This is a genomic window from Ectothiorhodosinus mongolicus (assembly GCF_022406875.1).
Lineage (GTDB): Bacteria > Pseudomonadota > Gammaproteobacteria > Ectothiorhodospirales > Ectothiorhodospiraceae > Ectothiorhodospira > Ectothiorhodospira mongolica.
This window is the reverse complement of sequence record NZ_CP023018.1, coordinates 1,078,850-1,096,719: the sequence shown is the minus strand read 5'-3', so window position 1 is coordinate 1,096,719 and position 17,870 is coordinate 1,078,850. Positions and strand designations below refer to the sequence as shown.

The following is a 17,870-nucleotide window of genomic DNA, read 5'->3' as shown; positions in this document are numbered from 1 at the left end:
CCGTTATCAATAGCGGTAATGGTCGGGCTTGAATGGGCCTTGGGCCGGAACACCCAAGTACTTAGCCTGCTCATCAGTCAACTGGGTCAGCTGCGCACCCAGTTTTTGAAGGTGTAATTCAGCCACCCGCTCGTCCAGATGTTTAGGCAAAACGTAGACCTGATTTTGGTACTGGTCTCCATTCTGCCAAAGCTCGATCTGTGCCATAACCTGGTTGGTGAAGGAATTAGACATCACAAAACTGGGATGGCCTGTGCCACAACCTAGGTTCACCAGTCGCCCTTCGGCTAACAGAATAATGCGATGGCCTTCGGGGAAAATGACATGATCAACTTGCGGCTTGATATTTTCCCAAGTGAACTGGCGCAGACCCGCTACATCGATTTCCGAATCAAAATGCCCGATATTGCAGACGATGGCCTCGTTTTTCATGCGGCGCATGTGATCCGCCGTAATCACATTCACATTGCCGGTGGCAGTCACAAAGATATCGGCCTTGTCGCACACTTCGTCCATGGTCACGACACGGAAGCCCTCCATTGCCGCTTGCAGTGCACAAATCGGATCGATCTCAGTCACCCAAACTTGGGCCGACAGGGCACGCAAAGACTGAGCTGAACCTTTGCCCACATCACCGTAACCACAAACCACAGCAATTTTGCCTGCTACCATGACATCGGTGGCGCGCTTAATGGCATCCACCAAAGACTCGCGACAGCCATATAAGTTATCGAACTTGGACTTGGTCACCGAATCATTCACATTGATAGCCGGGAAGGGCAGCGCTCCCTCTTTGGCCATCTGGTACAGGCGATGCACGCCGGTGGTGGTCTCTTCGGTTACGCCTTGGATGTTCTTCAGAACGTTGGAGTACCAGCCCGGCTGGCCTTTTAGGCGTTTTTTGATTTGTCCGAACAATACCTGCTCTTCCTCATTGCCGGGGTTATCCAAAATCGAAGCATCCTGCTCAGCCCGGGCGCCAAGGTGAATCAGTAACGTCGCATCACCGCCGTCATCGAGAATCATGTTGGGCGTGCCGCCATCAGACCACTCAAAAATCCGATGCGCAAAGTCCCAATATTCTTCTAGCGTTTCACCTTTATGGGCAAATACTGGCGTACCGCCGGCGGCAATAGCGGCGGCAGCATGATCCTGGGTGGAGAAAATATTGCAGGAGGCCCAACGCACATCGGCGCCCAAAGCGGTGAGGGTTTCGATCAGAACAGCCGTCTGAATGGTCATATGCAGACTGCCGGCGATGCGCGCGCCTTTCAACGGCTGGCTGGCGGCATAGGCTTGACGCGTAGCGATGAGGCCAGGCATCTCTGTTTCGGCAATGGCGATTTCTTTGCGGCCAAAATCAGCCAAGCTCAAATCAGCCACACTAAAATCGGTGTTTCGGGTATCAATCACAGCACTCATGAAATTCCAACTCCTGAATCGTTCAGGCGAGTGCAGTATGGGCTTTGAGGCATTCGGCCTTGGCTCGCCACACCGCCTTCGCGGGATGAACGAGCGCCGTTTTTAAATGCCTGAGCCTGGCGGTTAAACCGTTGCAGCGCTCCTCAAGCAAGGCCAAAGTCTAAAGCTCAAGGGCGTAGATGGCAAGTTCAACCCGCGCCAGCAGAGCGCGACGCACGCTTACGCTCATGTTCCAACAACAATTTCTTGCGCACGCGAATCGCTTGAGGCGTCACCTCAACCAGCTCATCTTCTTCAATGAACTCCAGCGCCTGTTCTAACGAAAGACGCAAAGCGGGAGTCAGAATAATGTTCTCATCCGAGCCCGCAGCACGGATGTTGGTCAGTTGCTTGGCTTTGAGGGGATTCACCACCAGATCATTGTCACGGCTGTGAATGCCGATCACCATCCCTTCATAGACTTCATCTCCGTGGCCGAGGAACAAACGGCCGCGTTCCTGAAGATTAAACAAGGCAAAAGCCAATGCCTTACCCGCCCCGTTGGCAATCAACACGCCATTGTTGCGCGGCGCGACAGCACCCGCTCGGTACTCACCATAACTATCGAAAACATGATGCAAAATGCCCGTGCCGGAAGTCGCGGTTAGGAACTCGGTCTGAAATCCAATCAAGCCACGGGAAGGAACGCGGTAGTCCAAACGCACTCGTCCCTTGCCGTCGGGAATCATATCCAGCAACTCACCTCGGCGGCTGCCCAGCTTTTCCATGATGGCGCCCTGATGCTGCTCTTCGACATCTACAGTGACCATCTCATAGGGCTCCTGCTTGACCCCATCGATTTCGCGCACAATCACTTCTGGCCGTGAGACCCCAAGCTCGTAGCCTTCACGACGCATATTTTCAATCAAAATGGAGAGATGTAACTCGCCACGGCCCGAAACCCTAAATTTGTCGGGATCATCCGTCTCCTCAACGCGCAAGGCGACATTGTGCTTGAGCTCTTCAAACAAGCGCTCGCGCAGATTGCGCGACGTCACGAACTTGCCATCGCGGCCGGCGAAAGGCGAGGTGTTCACCTGAAACGTCATACTCACGGTGGGCTCATCAACGGTCAACGCCTTCAAAGGCTCGACCGCTGCGGGGTCACAGAGGGTGTCGGAGATATAAAGCTCATCCATGCCAGTGAAGGCAATAATGTCACCCGCTCGTGCCTCGGGCACCTCAATACGCTCAAGGCCACGAAATCCCAAAATCTGCAAGACTCGGCCGTTACGCACGTTGCTTTCGCGATCCATGACCTTGACTGGCGTATTGCTGCCAATCTTGCCGCGGGTGATGCGACCGATACCGATTAGGCCCTGATAACTGTTGTAATCCAGAGAGGACACCTGCATTTGAAACGGCCCATCGGGGTCTACCTGTGGTGGCGGAACCTTATCGATGATGGTTTGAAACAGCGGTGTCATGTCGCCATCGCTAATGGTGTGTTCTAGCCCCGCAAAGCCTTTAAGAGCCGAGCAATAAACCACCGGAAAATCCAATTGCTCCTCGCTGGCCCCGAGACGATCAAATAAATCGAAGATCTGGTCCACCACCCAATGAGGGCGAGCGCCAGGACGATCGATTTTATTGACCACAACGATTGGCTTAAAACCCATGGCGAAGGCCTTAGCGGTCACAAAGCGAGTCTGTGGCATGGGACCATCTACCGCATCCACCAAAAGCAAAACGGAATCGACCATGGAGAGCACGCGCTCCACTTCACCACCAAAGTCCGCATGCCCGGGGGTATCGACCACATTGATGCGGTAATCATTCCACTCCAGCGCGGTGTTTTTGGCGAGAATGGTGATGCCCCGCTCTTTCTCCAGAGCATTCGAATCCATCATACGTTCTACTGGCTGCGCCCGCGCATCCAAGGTGCCCGACTGTTGCAGGAGTTTATCCACCAAGGTGGTTTTGCCATGGTCGACGTGGGCGATGATGGCGATGTTACGAAGCTTGTCTGTCATAAATTTCTGGCCGTTTAGCGGGGTGCCGCATTATACGCTTGCCGGGGCCTTAGACGCTAAATATGCTCAAAAAAACGCCTTTGGACTGATTTCATGCAAAAAGGATGGACCCTACTTGAGGCCCTAGTGGTCATGGCCATAGTCGGCCTACTCTGGCAATTTGCTTCACCCGGCATGCAGCAATGGATGGCTGCGCGCACTGTTTCTGTAGCCACAAACAGCTTGGCCTCATCCCTGCGCTTGGCTCGATCGGAAGCCATTGCCCGCCAGCAAAAGGTTTTGCTCTGCCCCAGCCGCGATGGCTTGACCTGCACCTCTGGCCCTTACCACTTGGGTTGGCTGATTCGGCTTGCACCCAACGATATCAGCGGGCTTACCGCACCCGTGGCATCAAGGGCTGTACTGCATTACCAGGGCCCGCTATCAAACGGCGTAAGCATCACTGCCAATGGCGCCATGGCTAGCTATATCGCCTATCGGCCCGATGGACAGACGCGTCAGCTCAATGATGCCTTATTAATGGGCACCGTCGAAATTTGCCTGCCACCGCATGGCCAAAGAATCGTGATTAATCGCATTGGCCGTGCCCGAATTGAGCCTTGGGCTTGCGCAAATCAACAATCCTGAAAGAGGGACGTTATACTGCGCGGCATGAACCTCAGCCAGCCGCAAACCCAACCACTACTTGAGCTGCGGGCTCTGAGCTCAGAGCAGATCGGACCCTTAGCGCTTAGTCTGGATAGTGGCGAACTGGTGACGATTTCCGGGCCGTCTGGGGCAGGCAAATCCCTATTATTGCGAGCCATCTGTGACCTTGATGAGCATCACGGACAAGTGCTACTCGCGGGGCGTGAGAGAATTACATACCCACCGTCGCAATGGCGTCGCAAAGTAGCTTACCTGCCAGCGGACCCCGCTTGGTGGGAAGACAGCGTTGGGCCTCATCTGGGAGATACCTCTGACAGCCTCCTTAAAGGGCTGGGGTTTACGCCGGAAGTCAGAGAGTGGACGGTCGAGCGATTATCCAGTGGTGAGCGCCAAAGACTGGCATTGGCTCGTCTGCTGGGTAATCAACCGCAAGTACTGTTACTCGATGAACCCACCGCGAATCTCGATCTGGCGAATGCAGAGCGTATCGAGGCACTGGTGAAATCCTATCTTCAAGAGCATCAAGCAGCCGCTTTATGGGTTAGCCATGATGCCGAACAGCTGCGGCGTCTGCAGGCGCGAACTCTGCATATTGTGGACGGCAAACTCTTGGCTTCCGAAGTCGCTGAATCGGCCTAGACCATGGATGTGATTAGACTCTCACCGCTGGATTTAAGTGTGGCCGCCTTGCTAGTTATGGCTTTGGCAGTGCTTTTAAGCCGGGTGGGATTGGGTTTATCGAAAAGCATGCTGATCGCGGCGGCGCGCACCGTCGTGCAGCTGCTGTTAATCGGCCTAGTACTCAATACCCTATTTGAGTTTGCCGCCCTGCATTGGGTAGCGCTTATCGCGCTGATTATGTTGCTGGTAGCCGGCCATGAGGTCATGGCCAGGCAAGCCAAACGATTCAGCGGCTGGTGGGGGTACGGCATTGGCACCTTGGCGATGTTTATTTCGGCATTCAGCTGCACGGTTTTGGCATTGACAGTCATTATTGGACCGGCTCCTTGGTGGGAGCCGCAATATGCCATTCCCCTACTCGGTATGCTGCTTGGCAATACCATGACGGGCATCGCCTTAGGTTTGGACCGACTAACGCACAGCGCTTGGCAACAAAGACATCAGGTGGAGGGCCGTCTCATCATGGGTCAAACCGCGACCCATGCCATCGCCAATATCCGCCTAGATGCAGCGCGCAGTGGGCTCATGCCCATCATCAATGCCATGGCGGCGGCTGGCATTGTCAGTTTGCCAGGCATGATGACTGGGCAAATTCTTGCCGGGACACCGCCTATGGAAGCGGTTAAATATCAAATCCTCGTGATGTTTTTAATTACCGCGGGGACTGGCTTTGGAACGCTGGGCGCCATATGGTTGGCATCCAAACGTCTTTTTGACGACCGGGAACGACTGCGCCTGGATCGACTGCGGAGTTAAGTGGATGACAGATTGGAATCTTCAGGCGGCACGCCGCACCTATAACATTGATCACTGGAATGGCGATTATTTCCACATCAATGCTTCAGGGCGCGTGATCGTCAGGCCACCCGCATTTGCTGAGCACCCTGGCGTTGACCTATATGAACTGATTGAGCGAGTCAAAGCGTTGCAAATCGACGTACCGGTTCTGGTGCGTTTCCCCGATATCCTCACCGATAGGGTCATGCGCCTTAGCCAAGCTTTTCAAAATGCCTTTGAAGATGCGGAATTTGACAGTCATTACACTGCCGTTTACCCCATTAAGGTCAACCAACAACGCAGTGTGGTTGAGCGCATTCTGGCCTGTGGGGATCATGTTGGTCTGGAAGCTGGCAGCAAACCCGAGCTGATGGCTGTACTGGCCTTATCACGTCCGGGCGGCGTGATCATTTGCAATGGCTATAAGGACCGCGAGTATCTGCGCCTGGCCATGATTGGTCAGCTACTGGGGCACCGTGTCCATATCGTCATTGAGAAACCCTCCGAACTGGCTGGTGTACTCGAAGCCGCCCAGGATCTAGGCGTTCGCCCCACCTTGGGGTTGCGGGTTCGTCTGGCCTCTATTGGCAAGGGCAAATGGCAAAATACCGGTGGAGAAAAAGCCAAGTTTGGCCTCTCAGCTGCGCAAGCGCTCAAGCTGTTGCAGCAATTGCGTAGTGCGCAAATGCTGGATTGTCTGCAGCTGCTGCATTTTCACATGGGCTCACAAATTGCCAATCTGCGTGATATCCAAGCAGGCATGCATGAGGCCGCCCACTTTTTTGCGGAATTGCATCGCTTGGGTGCACCGATCAAGGTGGTTGATGTGGGCGGTGGCCTGGGCGTGGACTACGAGGGCACCCGCTCTCGTAACATCTCTTCCGTTAATTACAGCGTCGATGACTACGCTTCCAGTGTGGTGCGGATTCTGGCCAATGTCTGTCGCGAGTTTGATCTGCCGACTCCAGAAATCTTTACTGAGTCCGGCCGAGCGATGACGGCTCACCACGCAGTGTTGATCACCAATGTCATCGACTCAGAACGCCCACCCGTGGCAGCGGACATTCAAGCGCCCGATGAGGATGCACCGCTGTTGCTACAGGATATGTGGCAGCTATTCCAGGACATCGAGAGCATTGCACCCACCGAAGTGTTCCATACGATGGTGGATTGGCTGGCCGAGGTTCAATCCATGTTCTCACTAGGTCTGTTGGATCTTGAGCATCGCGCCTTGGCAGAACAGATTTATTTCGCTACGTGCCGACATTTGCTCACCCAACATCCCGATCGTCTACCACGGGAAATCAGCGACGAGCTAAGCGAAAAACTCTCCGACAAATACTTCTGTAATTTCTCGGTGTTTCAATCGATCCCGGACGCTTGGGCCATTGATCAGATTTTCCCGGTCATGCCATTGCATCGACTCGATGAGCGACCAACCCAGCGCGGAGTTTTGCAAGATCTGACCTGCGACTCTGACGGTCACGTGGATCGTTATGTTGACGGTGAGACCATCGTCCCTTCGCTACCTTTGCATGCTTTGCGTGAGGGTGAACCCTATTTATTGGGCATTTTCATGGTGGGCGCTTATCAAGAGATTCTCGGGGATTTGCACAACTTATTTGGTGACACCGATGCCATCAACGTTGTTCTTCATGCCCACGGAGGTTATGAGATCGTTGAACCGGAACAGGGCGATACCGTAGAAGAGCTTCTACGGTATGTGCATTTTGATACGCAGCTGCTGGCGGGCGCCTACCGGCGCAAGGTAGCCGCATCAGGGCTGACCGAAGACCGGCAAGCGGCTATTCTGGCTGAGCTTGATAACGGCCTCTCCGGCTATACCTACCTCGAAGAATGAACCCTTCACACCGCATTGGCCCCATTGAACTCGCGCCTGGAGTTCGCCCCATCCATGGTTGGACCTTCATGTATGGCGGCTTTGTCTCCATTGGCCTGCTGGTCTTTATTACGATTGGCCAGACCTACATTCTCAATGAACATCTGAATATCCCCATTGAGCAACAAGGCACGCTCAGCGGTGATCTGGTCTTCTGGACGGAGATAGTTGCCCTACTACTTTTTATTCCTGCCGGCATATTGATCGATAAAATCGGTCGTAAACCAGTTTTTGTCGCCGGCATGCTGTTTTTGGCAACGACTTATGCGCTATACCCGCTGGCTACTCAAGCCAGTGATTTGTTTCTCTATCGCACGATCTATGCTCTTGGCGTTGTGGCCATTGCTGGTGCGCTATCTACGGTACTGGCTGATTATCCCGCTGAGCCCTCGCGCGGTAAGTTGGTCGCCGCCATTGGCATGTTGAATGGACTGGGTGTAGTGCTGATCAGCCAGGGGTTTGGGGCTTTCCCGGAGCTGTTCGTGGCCAAGGGCTTCTCCGGCATTGAAGCGGGCATCTATACTCATGCGCTGGTCGCCGCTCTAGCACTGTTTTCTGCCTTAGTGCTCGCCATGGGCTTAAAACCCGGAGTGCCGGTGACGGGCATCGCTCAGCCAGGCATCAAAGAGCTGTTCACCAGCGGCTTTGCCGAAGCCCGCAATCCGCGCATCCTGCTCTCCTATGCCGCTGCATTTATTGCTCGCGGAGACCAGTCGATCAACGCCACTTTCGTGGTGCTTTGGGGCACCACTGTTGGTATCACCATGGGTTTAAGTTCCGCTCAAGCCATTACCCAGGCAACCATTATTTTTGTGATTACCCAGATCTCTGCCTTACTGTCAGCACCTTTTTTAGGCCCTATTATTGATCGCTTGAATCGGGTCACCGCATTAGCGATCTGCATGGCCTTGGCGGCGGTGGGCAATTTAGCAGTGGTGCTTCTCGCCAACCCGCTTGAATTGCCGCAATCCATTCTTTTCTTTGTCCTGTTGGGCATCGGACAAATGGCTGTATTTCTCGGCGGTCAATCACTCATTGGTCAGGAAGCGCCGGTGGCCAAACGCGGCTCGGTTCTGGCTGCGTTCAATATCAGTGGTGCTTTGGGCATCCTGCTGATTATCTTTATCGGCGGACGACTGTTTGATCAAATTGACCCCAGAGCGCCGTTTGTGTTGGTCGGCTGCATCAACTTTCTGCTGATTTTTGCCAGTCTATGGGTGCGCTGGAAGGCCCCGGGCAAAAGCATTGAGGAGGTAGCGCAGGAGCGCGCCCATATTACGCCGCAGGTGTAGAGTTCAATGTCCCGCTTAGCCGCTGATGTGGCCTTCCGCTAGCTCTCTTAGGCAAGCAGTACACAAACAATCCGGGAATTCTTGCTTTAGGGTTTTCAGCACTGGCAGTTCTACCCGCACGGCCACACAGTCACAGTGTTTAATATCAGTGACCTTGCAATGAAATGGGCTGCCGCACCTAGGGCAGGCCTTAGGACCATCTAAAACCGGTTCTTCCCAAGCCATGATGCCATCCTCTTAATGAGTCTTTGTGCTCATCATAACGCCTCTATCCAGCGAATGCAGCGGGCATCAATCGATGAGCAAGGAACGGCCACTCATGCCCTCGGGCTTGTTTAAACCCATAAGCATCAACACGGTGGCGGCAATGTCGCTTAAACCACCCCCGGTGCGTAGCCGACAGCTCGATGGATCCATAACAATACAGGCCACGGGATAAACCGTGTGCTGGGTGTGCGGCTCGCCGCTGACCGGATCAACCATTTCTTCACAATTGCCGTGGTCAGCGGTAATGATGATGCTGTAGTCCTCCTCTAACGCGACATCCACCAGACGACCTATAGCGCTATCCACCGCCTCAACAGCAGCAATCACTGCTTCGGGAATCGCGGTATGACCCACCATGTCGCCATTGGCAAAGTTCACCAAGACAAAATCTCGCTTGGCCCGCAACGCGCCAATCGTCGCGTCAGCCACACCCGGGGCACTCATTTCTGGTTGTAGGTCATACGTGGCCACTGGCGGCGAGGGGATCATCACATGCTCCTCCCCCACGGCTGGCTTCTCTACGCCACCGTTAAAAAAGAAAGTGACATGCGGATATTTTTCGGTTTCCGCACAATGAAACTGGCTCAGGCCTGCTTCACTAATCACCTTGGCCAGTGTGAGTTCGGGGCGCTCGGGCGAGAAAGCCACAGGCAGGTCAAAGCGGCGATCATAAAGCGTCAGACAGGTGACCTGAATCGGCTGGAATTCGCCGCGATCAAATCCTTCAAAATCAGCCTGACTCAGCGCTTCGGTCAGTTGCCGAGGGCGATCATTACGAAAGTTGAAAAACACCACCGCGTCACCAGGACGAATACAGCCATTGTGATGAATCACGCGTGGCTTGATAAATTCATCGGTCTCGCCGCACTGATAGGCGTCTTCAATCGCGGCGCTAGCACTCTCAGCGACTTGTCCGGCCCCATGCACCAACGCATCAAAGGCGAGTTTGATGCGATCCCAACGTTTGTCTCTGTCCATGGCGTAATAACGCCCGCAGACGCTAGCGATAACACCATCGGTGGCATTTAAAGCGGGCTCCAATTCCTGCAAATAGCTGGCAGCACAGCGCGGAGCCGTATCTCGTCCATCGGTGATCATGTGCACGACAGGCCTAACACCGTGTTCGCCGCACAAATGCACCAAAGCCAGCAGATGCCGCAAATGGCTGTGTACTCCCCCGTCGGATACCAACCCCAGCAAATGTAACGGTCGGTTGGCTTGAGCCGCTGCATCGATCGCAGCGACTAACGCGGGGTTGTTGGTGATACTGCCATCAGCGATGGCATCGTCAATGCGCACTAGATCTTGGCGAATAATGGTTCCACAACCCAGGGTGAGGTGCCCCACTTCCGAATTTCCCATCTGACCATCGGGTAGCCCAACAGCACGTCCCGCCGTCTCGATGAGCGTATGCGGGTGATGCGCCAAAAGTTCATCCAATCGTGGCGTGGCAGCCAAATGCCAGGCGTTGTGGTGTTTCGAGGGGTTGACCCCAATACCATCCATGATGACCAACAGGGTCCTGCGTCGGGGCGGACTGGATACTGGCTGACTCATGCCTTCTCCGAGGGGTCGGATTTACCGCCACGCAGCTGACTCTCTTGGGCTATGGCGCGATCAAACTCTGCATCCAAATCCTCATCAGCTTCAGCGTCACTGTCGCTCGATGAGTCGTCTGCTTGTTTTTTCTTCACCACGAATTTCGAGAGAACAATGCCAATCTCAAAGAGCACCCACATGGGCAGCGCCAGCAGAGTCTGGGAGATGATATCGGGGGGGGTGAGCACCATACCCACCATGAACACACCCACGATCACGTAGGGTCTTTTTTTCGCTAGCTCCTTAGGCGTAGTCAGCCCCAAGGCAACCAACAAGATGGTGGCGATGGGCACTTCAAATGCGATGCCAAAAGCCAAAAACAGCAAAATCACAAAGTCCAAATAGCGGGCAATGTCCGTCATGACGGACACACCTTCGGGTGCCGAAGCCGTGAAAAAGGCAAAAATCAGAGGAAATACAATAAAGTAGGCAAAAGCCATGCCAATATAAAACAGCAAAGTGCTGGATATCAGCAAAGGCACGGCCAGGCGCTTCTCATGGCGATATAGGCCAGGCGCGATAAAGGCCCAGATCTGATACAAAAGGTAGGGCACGGCGATCACAATCGCGAGCATCAACACCAACTTAAAGGGAATCAAGAACGGAGCCGCAACCTCGATGGCGATCATGCTTGAGCCCTCGGGCAGATGCACCATCAGGGGGCCGGCAAGCGCCGCATAAATCGTATTGGCGAACGGGAATAAGGCCAGAAAAATCACCAGAATGACGACCACAATGCGCAACAACCGAGTACGCAGCTCTACTAGGTGGGACAGCAGTGTTCCCTCGCCGCTAACCGGTGTTTCGTCGTTTTGGCTTTCAGTCGACATTTTTGGCTTTTACCGCTTTCCCACCTGACTTAGCGGTCTTAGTAGGCTTGCTTTGGCTGGTCTTAGTAGGCTTGCTTTGGCTGGTCTTAGTAGGCGTCTTGGTCTTGGCAGCAGTCGGTTTGGGGGGCTGAGCTTGCGCGGGCTTAGGGAAATCAGTAGCCGGGCCATTTTGACGCAGCTCAGCTTCCATCAACTTCACCGACTCGGTGGTTTTATCGACTTCTTGGCGTATGTCTTCCTCGGTGCTTTCCATCATGGTTTTCAGACGGCCAATCTCACGCTCCTGATCCTCGAGCATTTTTTTGAGCTCATCAGTACGCAACTCTTGTTCGATGTCTGATTTAACCGTGGTGACAAAGCGCCGGATCTTACCTACCCAACGGCCAATTTGCCGGGCCAGCCCAGGCAGTCGCTCGGGGCCCACCACCAGCAAAGCGACAACACCGACAATGACCAGCTCCCAAAAACCGAAGTCGAACATGGCTTAGCAATCAGCGATCGCCAGACTTGGTCTTGTCTTCGCTTGCCTCGGCATCGTAAACATGCCCGGAATTCTCTTCGAGGGTCTTTTTCTCGTCACCCTCAGCTTCACCCTCTTTCACCGACTGGCGAAAATTCTTAATGGCGCTACCCAAGTCGCCACCCATATTGCGTAGCTTCTTCGTGCCAAATAGCAGCACGACAATCACCAGAATAATAAGCAGCTGCCAAATACTGATGCCACCGATACCCATATTTTTCTCCTCAACCCGTTTAAATAATGTTCTGCCTGGAGTTATACCAGAAATCTTGTGGCTAAAAGAGCCGCTTTCAAGATGTTGAACGACCGGCCTTTTCTTCCAGCCCTGAAACTCCCAATCGACGCTGCAGCTCAGAAAGGACTTGATCAGGATGGATACCCTGATGGCTCATCAACACCAAGGTGTGAAACCACAAGTCAGCCAATTCATAAATCAGCGCATCTTGTTCGCCATTTTTCGCCGCAATAATGGTCTCTGCTGACTCTTCACCAATCTTTTTAAGCACGACATCCAAGCCTTTTTGATACAGACTGGATACATATGATGCATCAGGGCTGGCCGTTTTCCGGGACTCAAGTAGTTCCATAAGGTTTTGCAGAATCTGTGCCTGCTCAGACATTATTGACGCCCCTTGCCGTACAACAAATCAGGATCCTTCAATATCGGCTCTAAGACCGTCCATTGACCATCCACCAGCCCCCTGAAAAAGCAGTGCGCACGGCCCGTGTGACAGGCCACTCCGCCGGCCTGTTCTACCTGCAATAACAAAGTATCGCCATCACAATCCAAGCGCAGCTGCTTCACCCGCTGCACGTGCCCCGACTCTTCGCCCTTATGCCATAGTCTTTGACGCGAACGTGACCAGTAGACGGCCTCACCCAATTCGACGGTTTTCAACAAAGCCTGACGATTCATCCAAGCCAGCATAAGCACTTGGCCGCTGCCTGCATCTTGGGTGATCACCGGCAATAACCCATCGCTATTCCAAGCTATGTCTTCAAGCAGCGTATCCATATCAGTCCAGTCGCACCTCAACGCCATGCTCCCGCATGTAGGCTTTCGCCTCACCAATGGTGTGTTCGCCAAAATGGAAAATACTGGCAGCTAATACGGCATCGGCGTGACCCAGAGTGACGCCTTCTACCAAATGCTGCAAGTTGCCGACACCTCCAGAAGCAATCACTGGAACACTCACCGCATCTGAGATGGCACGGGTTAGCGGTAAATCAAAGCCGATCTTTGTGCCGTCTCTATCCATACTGGTGAGCAGCAATTCACCGGCCCCATAATCCACCATGCGCTGGGCCCAGGCTACGGCTTCCAAACCTGTGGGCTTACGTCCCCCATGGGTAAAAATCTCCCATCGAGGCTCGGCGTCGGGCGCGGATACCCGCTTGGCATCGATGGCCACCACAATACATTGTGAGCCCACCTTATCGGCAGCCTCATGCACGAAATTGGGATTGAAAACCGCCGCCGTGTTAATCGAAACCTTATCAGCACCCGCATTCAATAAACGTCGGATGTCACTGACCTGACGGATGCCACCCCCCACGGTCAGGGGAATAAATACTTGGGTTGCTACTTCCTCGACCACATGAACAATGGTTTCCCGCTCATCTGAGCTGGCTGTAATGTCCAAAAAGGTGATTTCATCAGCGCCCTCGGCATCATAGCGTCGCGCCACTTCAACGGGATCGCCCGCATCACGAATGTCGACAAAATTGACGCCCTTAACAACGCGACCGCGATCCACATCGAGACAGGGGATTATGCGTTTGGCGAGCATCGCGTTCGTCAATCCTAGCGGTCGAAGCTATCGGCTAGGGCTTGAGCTTCTGCCAAACTGATAGTGCCCTCGTACAGCGCGCGCCCAACGATCACCCCATCAATACCCTCATGGGCCACATCACACAGGCGGCGGATGTCTTCAATATCGGTCACCCCACCAGAGGCAAAGACCGGGATATGGACACTTTGCGCCAATTCACGGGTGGCCTCGACATTCACCCCTTGCATCATGCCGTCTCGGGAAATATCCGTAAAAATAATGCCTGCCACCCCATCGCGTTCAAATAGCTGAGCCATGTCGATCACATCATGATTGGACAACTTGGACCAGCCATCGATCGCGACCTTCCCGTCGCGAGCATCCAGACCGACGATAATTCGGTTAGGGAACTCCAAGCATAGATCGTTCACAAAATGCGGTGTACTTACGGCTTTGGTGCCGATAATGACCCATTCCACTCCGGCATCCAGATAGGCTTGGACGGTATCATCATCACGGATTCCACCACCCACTTGCACGGCCAAGTCCGGGAACCGCTCGACGATTTTCGCGATGATACCCGCATTTTTCGGCTTGCCCGCGAAAGCGCCATCTAGATCAACCATGTGCAAGCGCTTGGCGCCTTCTTCGACCCAGCGCTCTGCCACCTCCAGCGGATCATCCGAAAACACGGTACTGTCTTGCATGCGTCCTTGGCGCAAGCGGACACATTTGCCTTCCTTTAAGTCTATGGCAGGTATCACCAACATGATCGTTTCTCTTGAGATGCGATTAGCAGTCGCCTTTCCAGGACATGAAGTTTTGCAAAAGCCTCAGTCCCGGGGCAGCACTCTTTTCCGGATGACTTTGCATGGCAAAAACATTACCGCAGGCCATGGCTGAACAAAAGCTGATGCCATAATCAGTCATACCCGCCACGCTTTCTGCAGATTCCGGCTGCACATAATAACTGTGAACAAAATAAAAGTGGCTGTCTTGGGCAATCCCGCGCCAAAGCGGATGGGGGACGGTTTGGCGGATCTGATTCCAACCCATGTGGGGGATTTTCAAGCAGCTGCCATCCGCATCAGGTTGCTGTTTTGCAAAGCGGGTGACCCGTCCCGGCACTAAACCCAAGCAGTCTGTTCCGGCGTTTTCCTCACTGTGATCCAGCAGCACTTGCATGCCCATGCAGATACCTAGAAATGGACGGTCAGTGGCCACCTGACGCAGCGCTGCGAGAACACCCGAATTCCTCAAAGCCTGCATACAATCACGCGCTGCTCCCTGGCCCGGGAACACCACTCGGTCTGCTTCCAAAATTTCTTCAGGAGATGCCGTTAAAGCGACATGGGCCTGCTTCGAAGCCACATGCTCAAGAGCCTTCACCACAGAGCGAAGATTCCCCATGCCATAGTCGATCACAACAACGCGGTTCATGGCTTTTGGGCTTACAGGACGCCTTTGGTTGAAGGGGTTTGCCCCTGCATTCTAGGATCATCCTCGGCTGCCATGCGCACGGCTCGTCCGAAGGCCTTGAATACCGTCTCAGCAATGTGATGCGCATTGCGCCCGCGGATCGAATCCAGATGTACGGTAGCGCGAGCATGACTGACAAAGCCCCGGAAGAACTCCTCAACCAAATCCACATCGAAATGACCGATTCGGGCACGAGGGTAGATCACGGCATACTCCAAGCCCGGACGCCCCGAGAAATCGACCACCGCTCGGGACAGAGCCTCATCCAGAGGCACATAGGCATAACCATAACGACGAATTCCGGATTTATCACCGAGCGCGGCAGCAAAGGCCTGACCAAGGCTAATTCCCACGTCCTCCACCGTATGGTGATCGTCAACGTGTACGTCGCCCGTGGCCTGAATCTTCAAATCCAAACACCCATGCCGCGCCACTTGGTCCAGCATATGATCAAAAAAGGGCACACCGGTGTTAATTTCCGAACACCCCTGTCCATCGAGATCCAAATCGACCTGAATTTGTGTTTCAAGTGTCGATCTCTTGATCTGAGTTATGCGCGAGCCCATAAAATCCTGACATAGATTGCTAAACTCTTATCGTATCACAGGAAAAGCCCGTCAGTGGCTAACAAAAATTAACCAGTCTTGTCCTTTTAGCCGCACTTAAGTTAAGGTTTTTGCTGGCATTAAGGCCAAAGGAGCATGTGCTGCACCATGTCTGCCCCAAAAATCCTTGATCTGGGAAGCCTTAAAAAGGCTTGTAAGACCTGTGGTCTGCACGATTTGTGTATTCCGTTGGGAATCAGCGATGAAGAGCTTAATCTGTTGGAGCAAATCATTAGTCGGCGACGCCCATTGCAACGCAAAGAACACCTCTATCGCCCCGGCGACCGCCTGCACGCGCTCTATGCCGTGCGCTCAGGCACGGTGAAGACTTATACCCTCACTGATGATGGACAAGAACAAGTCACGGGCTTTCATCTACCCGGTGAACTGCTGGGCCTAGATGCCATCAGCGATGGCGCGCACCCTTGTGCCGCTCGCGCGCTGGAAACTACCAGCATTTGCGAGATCCCCTTTGATCGCCTACAGGAGCTGTCATCAAGGATACCCGGGCTACAGCATCAGCTATTTCGCATGATGAGTCGGGAGATCCAAACTGACGAACACTTTATGATGTTGCTGGGAAAAAAATCCTCAGAAGCGCGTATGGCCTCCTTTTTATTGGGTCTTTCCAATCGGCTTGGAGCCAGAGGTTTCTCCCGCAATGAATTTAACCTGACGATGTCACGCAATGATATCGCCAATTATCTCGGCTTGGCGGTAGAGACCGTCAGCCGCTTGTTTACCCGCTTTCAAAGTGCCGGGCTGGTTCGCGTAGAGCGCAAGCTGATCATGATTGATGATTTCGACGGTTTGTTAAAAGTCTCCGGAACGCACACGGTTGAAGATGTCGTCACTGCGCGCGATACGGCATCCTGAGCTTTTTAATTCGCGGTTTCAGAAAATTCCTACATGATTTCCGCTCTTTTGCGCCATTCGAGGCGCTTTGAGTGGCTGCGAGTCACGATCCATTCCCGCAAACTACAAATGCGTACTGGGTGTGCGCGCAGGAAGCAAAGCTGGTAACAGAGACGGAACTCAAACCAGCTAGCGGAAGGATCCCTAATACAGTCCAAGATCGGGCTAGACCCATTCCTCCGCAAGGAAATTCATGCCCCCGCTTGTCGGGGGTTTTTTTTCGCCTTATCTTGCTCGTGTTATGACGCGTCCCGATCACGCCCTGATCTTTTTTTCTTTCGCCCTACTCTCTCGCCTACCGTTACGCGTCAATCACGCGATCGGCGCAGCGCTGGGTTGGCTGGTGTGGGTGGTCCCCAATCGCCTCAAGCAAAACACCTTAGAGAATATCGCTAGGTGTTTTGTAGACAAGGACCCTAGCTGGCAAAAATCCACAGCACGCGCCAGTTTGATCGAGACGGGTAAAGCCCTGACTGAAGCTCCCTGGTTGTGGCGCGCAGGCCCCAAACGCATTCAAGCATTGCGCCAAGTTGGTGAAAATGAGCATCTGCTCGAGGAGGCATTGCGCAGCAAAACCGGTGTTTTTCTGGTGTCACCGCACTTAGGCAGCTGGGAATTTGCCGGTTTACAGGCCGCCAGTTTTGGGCCCATGACCAGCATGTATCGCCCACCGCGAGCCCATTGGCTGGATGAACCGATTCGCCGCGCAAGATCCGCTACGGGGGCAAAGCTTGCCCCGGCTGATCGCAGTGGTCTGAGAATGATTCGTGATGCCCTGCAAACTGGAGGAATTGTTGGTCTGCTTCCTGATCAAAAACCCAAACGCGGCCAGGGCATACCCGCTTTGTTCTTTGGTCAGCCAGCACTGACTATGACTCTTTTGCCCAAACTTGCCCGCCAGCATAGTGCGCGGGTTTTATTTGCCTTTGCTGAGCGCCTTCCTAAGGGACAAGGCTATCGTTACCGCTGCGTCCCTACCCCAAAAGATCTATTTAATCCTGATGTTGGGCTAGCTACCCAAGCGCTTAACCAGGCTATAGAGCAACTGGTTCGTCAGTGTCCCAACCAATATGTCTGGAGCTATGAGCGTTTCGGCGATCTCTAAGCCGCGGCTTCTCAGCGTTATAGCAAAAGCCTATTAGCAAATACTG

General features: G+C 53.7%; 18 protein-coding genes, 2 pseudogenes and 1 riboswitch. Of the genes and pseudogenes, 7 read left to right on the top strand and 13 right to left on the bottom strand.

The window, feature by feature from the left end:
* Positions 1-6: 6 nt before the first annotated feature.
* Complete coding sequence (gene ahcY, locus CKX93_RS05095) at positions 7-1,422, bottom strand: adenosylhomocysteinase (RefSeq protein WP_076755601.1); 1,416 nt, start codon at positions 1,420-1,422, stop codon at positions 7-9.
* Positions 1,423-1,506: 84 nt separating this feature from the next.
* Positions 1,507-1,573, bottom strand: a riboswitch (S-adenosyl-L-homocysteine riboswitch).
* Positions 1,574-1,610: 37 nt separating this feature from the next.
* Positions 1,611-3,434, bottom strand: coding sequence for a translational GTPase TypA (gene typA / locus CKX93_RS05090; protein ID WP_076755600.1), 1,824 nt, complete (start codon positions 3,432-3,434; stop codon positions 1,611-1,613).
* A 93-nt stretch (positions 3,435-3,527) separates the two neighbouring features.
* On the opposite strand from typA, the gene CKX93_RS05085 reads away from it, so the two are divergent.
* The 5 genes from CKX93_RS05085 to CKX93_RS05065 are packed head-to-tail and all read left to right on the top strand — an operon-like array spanning position 3,528 to position 8,732.
* Positions 3,528-4,061: a GspH/FimT family pseudopilin gene (locus tag CKX93_RS05085; RefSeq protein ID WP_084178664.1), complete on the top strand. Its 534-nt coding sequence runs from the start codon at positions 3,528-3,530 to the stop codon at positions 4,059-4,061.
* A 24-nt stretch (positions 4,062-4,085) separates the two neighbouring features.
* Positions 4,086-4,721, top strand: coding sequence for an ABC transporter ATP-binding protein (locus CKX93_RS05080; RefSeq protein WP_076755598.1), 636 nt, complete (start codon positions 4,086-4,088; stop codon positions 4,719-4,721).
* Between the two features lie 3 nt (positions 4,722-4,724).
* Positions 4,725-5,519: an ABC transporter permease gene (locus CKX93_RS05075; RefSeq protein ID WP_076755597.1), complete on the top strand. Its 795-nt coding sequence runs from the start codon at positions 4,725-4,727 to the stop codon at positions 5,517-5,519.
* A 4-nt stretch (positions 5,520-5,523) separates the two neighbouring features.
* The gene (gene speA / locus CKX93_RS05070; RefSeq protein WP_076755596.1) at positions 5,524-7,401 is read left to right on the top strand and encodes a biosynthetic arginine decarboxylase; all 1,878 of its coding nucleotides are present in this window, start codon (positions 5,524-5,526) and stop codon (positions 7,399-7,401) included.
* Entirely contained in the window at positions 7,398-8,732 is a 1,335-nt protein-coding gene (locus tag CKX93_RS05065; protein ID WP_076755595.1) for an MFS transporter, read from the top strand. The genes speA and CKX93_RS05065 overlap by 4 nt, the downstream gene beginning before the upstream one ends.
* Before the next feature lie 15 nt (positions 8,733-8,747).
* Here CKX93_RS05065 and CKX93_RS05060 read toward each other — a convergent pair whose 3' ends face one another.
* From CKX93_RS05060 to hisB, 11 genes and pseudogenes are all read right to left on the bottom strand, one after another.
* On the bottom strand, positions 8,748-8,957 hold the full coding sequence (locus CKX93_RS05060) for a cysteine-rich CWC family protein (RefSeq protein WP_076755594.1): 210 nt from the start codon (positions 8,955-8,957) through the stop codon (positions 8,748-8,750).
* Between the two features lie 66 nt (positions 8,958-9,023).
* The gene (gene gpmI, locus CKX93_RS05055; RefSeq protein ID WP_076755593.1) at positions 9,024-10,556 is read right to left on the bottom strand and encodes a 2,3-bisphosphoglycerate-independent phosphoglycerate mutase; all 1,533 of its coding nucleotides are present in this window, start codon (positions 10,554-10,556) and stop codon (positions 9,024-9,026) included.
* Between the two features lie 145 nt (positions 10,557-10,701).
* Positions 10,702-11,428 (bottom strand): annotated as a pseudogene (gene tatC / locus CKX93_RS05050) (twin-arginine translocase subunit TatC); the annotation flags it as partial.
* Positions 11,429-11,621: 193 nt separating this feature from the next.
* Positions 11,622-11,909, bottom strand: a pseudogene (gene tatB, locus CKX93_RS05045) (Sec-independent protein translocase protein TatB); the annotation flags it as partial.
* 10 nt (positions 11,910-11,919) lie between these two features.
* A complete protein-coding gene (tatA, locus tag CKX93_RS05040; RefSeq protein ID WP_076755591.1) occupies positions 11,920-12,162 on the bottom strand; it encodes a Sec-independent protein translocase subunit TatA in 243 nt (80 codons plus the stop codon).
* A gap of 76 nt (positions 12,163-12,238) precedes the next feature.
* Positions 12,239-12,568, bottom strand: a complete 330-nt coding sequence (locus CKX93_RS05035; protein WP_076755590.1) for a phosphoribosyl-ATP diphosphatase — start codon at positions 12,566-12,568, stop codon at positions 12,239-12,241.
* Positions 12,568-12,963: a phosphoribosyl-AMP cyclohydrolase gene (gene hisI / locus CKX93_RS05030; protein WP_076755589.1), complete on the bottom strand. Its 396-nt coding sequence runs from the start codon at positions 12,961-12,963 to the stop codon at positions 12,568-12,570. The genes CKX93_RS05035 and hisI overlap by 1 nt, the downstream gene beginning before the upstream one ends.
* A gap of 1 nt (position 12,964) precedes the next feature.
* Positions 12,965-13,738: an imidazole glycerol phosphate synthase subunit HisF gene (gene hisF, locus CKX93_RS05025; protein WP_076755588.1), complete on the bottom strand. Its 774-nt coding sequence runs from the start codon at positions 13,736-13,738 to the stop codon at positions 12,965-12,967.
* Positions 13,739-13,752: 14 nt separating this feature from the next.
* Positions 13,753-14,490, bottom strand: coding sequence for a 1-(5-phosphoribosyl)-5-[(5-phosphoribosylamino)methylideneamino]imidazole-4-carboxamide isomerase (gene hisA, locus CKX93_RS05020; protein ID WP_076755587.1), 738 nt, complete (start codon positions 14,488-14,490; stop codon positions 13,753-13,755).
* A gap of 22 nt (positions 14,491-14,512) precedes the next feature.
* Complete coding sequence (hisH, locus tag CKX93_RS05015) at positions 14,513-15,160, bottom strand: imidazole glycerol phosphate synthase subunit HisH (protein WP_076755586.1); 648 nt, start codon at positions 15,158-15,160, stop codon at positions 14,513-14,515.
* Positions 15,161-15,171: 11 nt separating this feature from the next.
* Positions 15,172-15,765 carry an imidazoleglycerol-phosphate dehydratase HisB gene (hisB, locus tag CKX93_RS05010; RefSeq protein ID WP_076755585.1) on the bottom strand — a complete coding sequence of 198 codons (594 nt, stop codon included), beginning with the start codon at positions 15,763-15,765 and terminating at the stop codon, positions 15,172-15,174.
* A gap of 147 nt (positions 15,766-15,912) precedes the next feature.
* Here hisB and fnr point away from each other — a divergent pair, with 147 nt between their 5' ends.
* Entirely contained in the window at positions 15,913-16,680 is a 768-nt protein-coding gene (gene fnr, locus CKX93_RS05005; protein WP_076755584.1) for a fumarate/nitrate reduction transcriptional regulator Fnr, read from the top strand.
* Positions 16,681-16,960: 280 nt separating this feature from the next.
* A complete protein-coding gene (locus CKX93_RS05000; protein ID WP_076755944.1) occupies positions 16,961-17,824 on the top strand; it encodes a lysophospholipid acyltransferase family protein in 864 nt (287 codons plus the stop codon).
* Positions 17,825-17,870 lie beyond the last annotated feature (46 nt).

Excerpts from the sequence above, each read along its gene's own strand:
- ahcY (WP_076755601.1), bottom strand. The coding sequence starts at position 1,422 with ATGAGTGCTGTGATTGATACCCGAAACACCGATTTTAGTGTGGCTGAT.
- typA (WP_076755600.1), bottom strand. The coding sequence starts at position 3,434 with ATGACAGACAAGCTTCGTAACATCGCCATCATCGCCCACGTCGACCAT.
- CKX93_RS05085 (WP_084178664.1), top strand. The coding sequence starts at position 3,528 with ATGCAAAAAGGATGGACCCTACTTGAGGCCCTAGTGGTCATGGCCATA.
- CKX93_RS05080 (WP_076755598.1), top strand. The coding sequence starts at position 4,086 with ATGAACCTCAGCCAGCCGCAAACCCAACCACTACTTGAGCTGCGGGCT.
- CKX93_RS05075 (WP_076755597.1), top strand. The coding sequence starts at position 4,725 with ATGGATGTGATTAGACTCTCACCGCTGGATTTAAGTGTGGCCGCCTTG.
- speA (WP_076755596.1), top strand. The coding sequence starts at position 5,524 with ATGACAGATTGGAATCTTCAGGCGGCACGCCGCACCTATAACATTGAT.
- CKX93_RS05065 (WP_076755595.1), top strand. The coding sequence starts at position 7,398 with ATGAACCCTTCACACCGCATTGGCCCCATTGAACTCGCGCCTGGAGTT.
- CKX93_RS05060 (WP_076755594.1), bottom strand. The coding sequence starts at position 8,957 with ATGGCTTGGGAAGAACCGGTTTTAGATGGTCCTAAGGCCTGCCCTAGG.
- gpmI (WP_076755593.1), bottom strand. The coding sequence starts at position 10,556 with ATGAGTCAGCCAGTATCCAGTCCGCCCCGACGCAGGACCCTGTTGGTC.
- tatA (WP_076755591.1), bottom strand. The coding sequence starts at position 12,162 with ATGGGTATCGGTGGCATCAGTATTTGGCAGCTGCTTATTATTCTGGTG.
- CKX93_RS05035 (WP_076755590.1), bottom strand. The coding sequence starts at position 12,568 with ATGTCTGAGCAGGCACAGATTCTGCAAAACCTTATGGAACTACTTGAG.
- hisI (WP_076755589.1), bottom strand. The coding sequence starts at position 12,963 with ATGGATACGCTGCTTGAAGACATAGCTTGGAATAGCGATGGGTTATTG.
- hisF (WP_076755588.1), bottom strand. The coding sequence starts at position 13,738 with ATGCTCGCCAAACGCATAATCCCCTGTCTCGATGTGGATCGCGGTCGC.
- hisA (WP_076755587.1), bottom strand. The coding sequence starts at position 14,490 with ATGTTGGTGATACCTGCCATAGACTTAAAGGAAGGCAAATGTGTCCGC.
- hisH (WP_076755586.1), bottom strand. The coding sequence starts at position 15,160 with ATGAACCGCGTTGTTGTGATCGACTATGGCATGGGGAATCTTCGCTCT.
- hisB (WP_076755585.1), bottom strand. The coding sequence starts at position 15,765 with ATGGGCTCGCGCATAACTCAGATCAAGAGATCGACACTTGAAACACAA.
- fnr (WP_076755584.1), top strand. The coding sequence starts at position 15,913 with ATGTCTGCCCCAAAAATCCTTGATCTGGGAAGCCTTAAAAAGGCTTGT.
- CKX93_RS05000 (WP_076755944.1), top strand. The coding sequence starts at position 16,961 with ATGACGCGTCCCGATCACGCCCTGATCTTTTTTTCTTTCGCCCTACTC.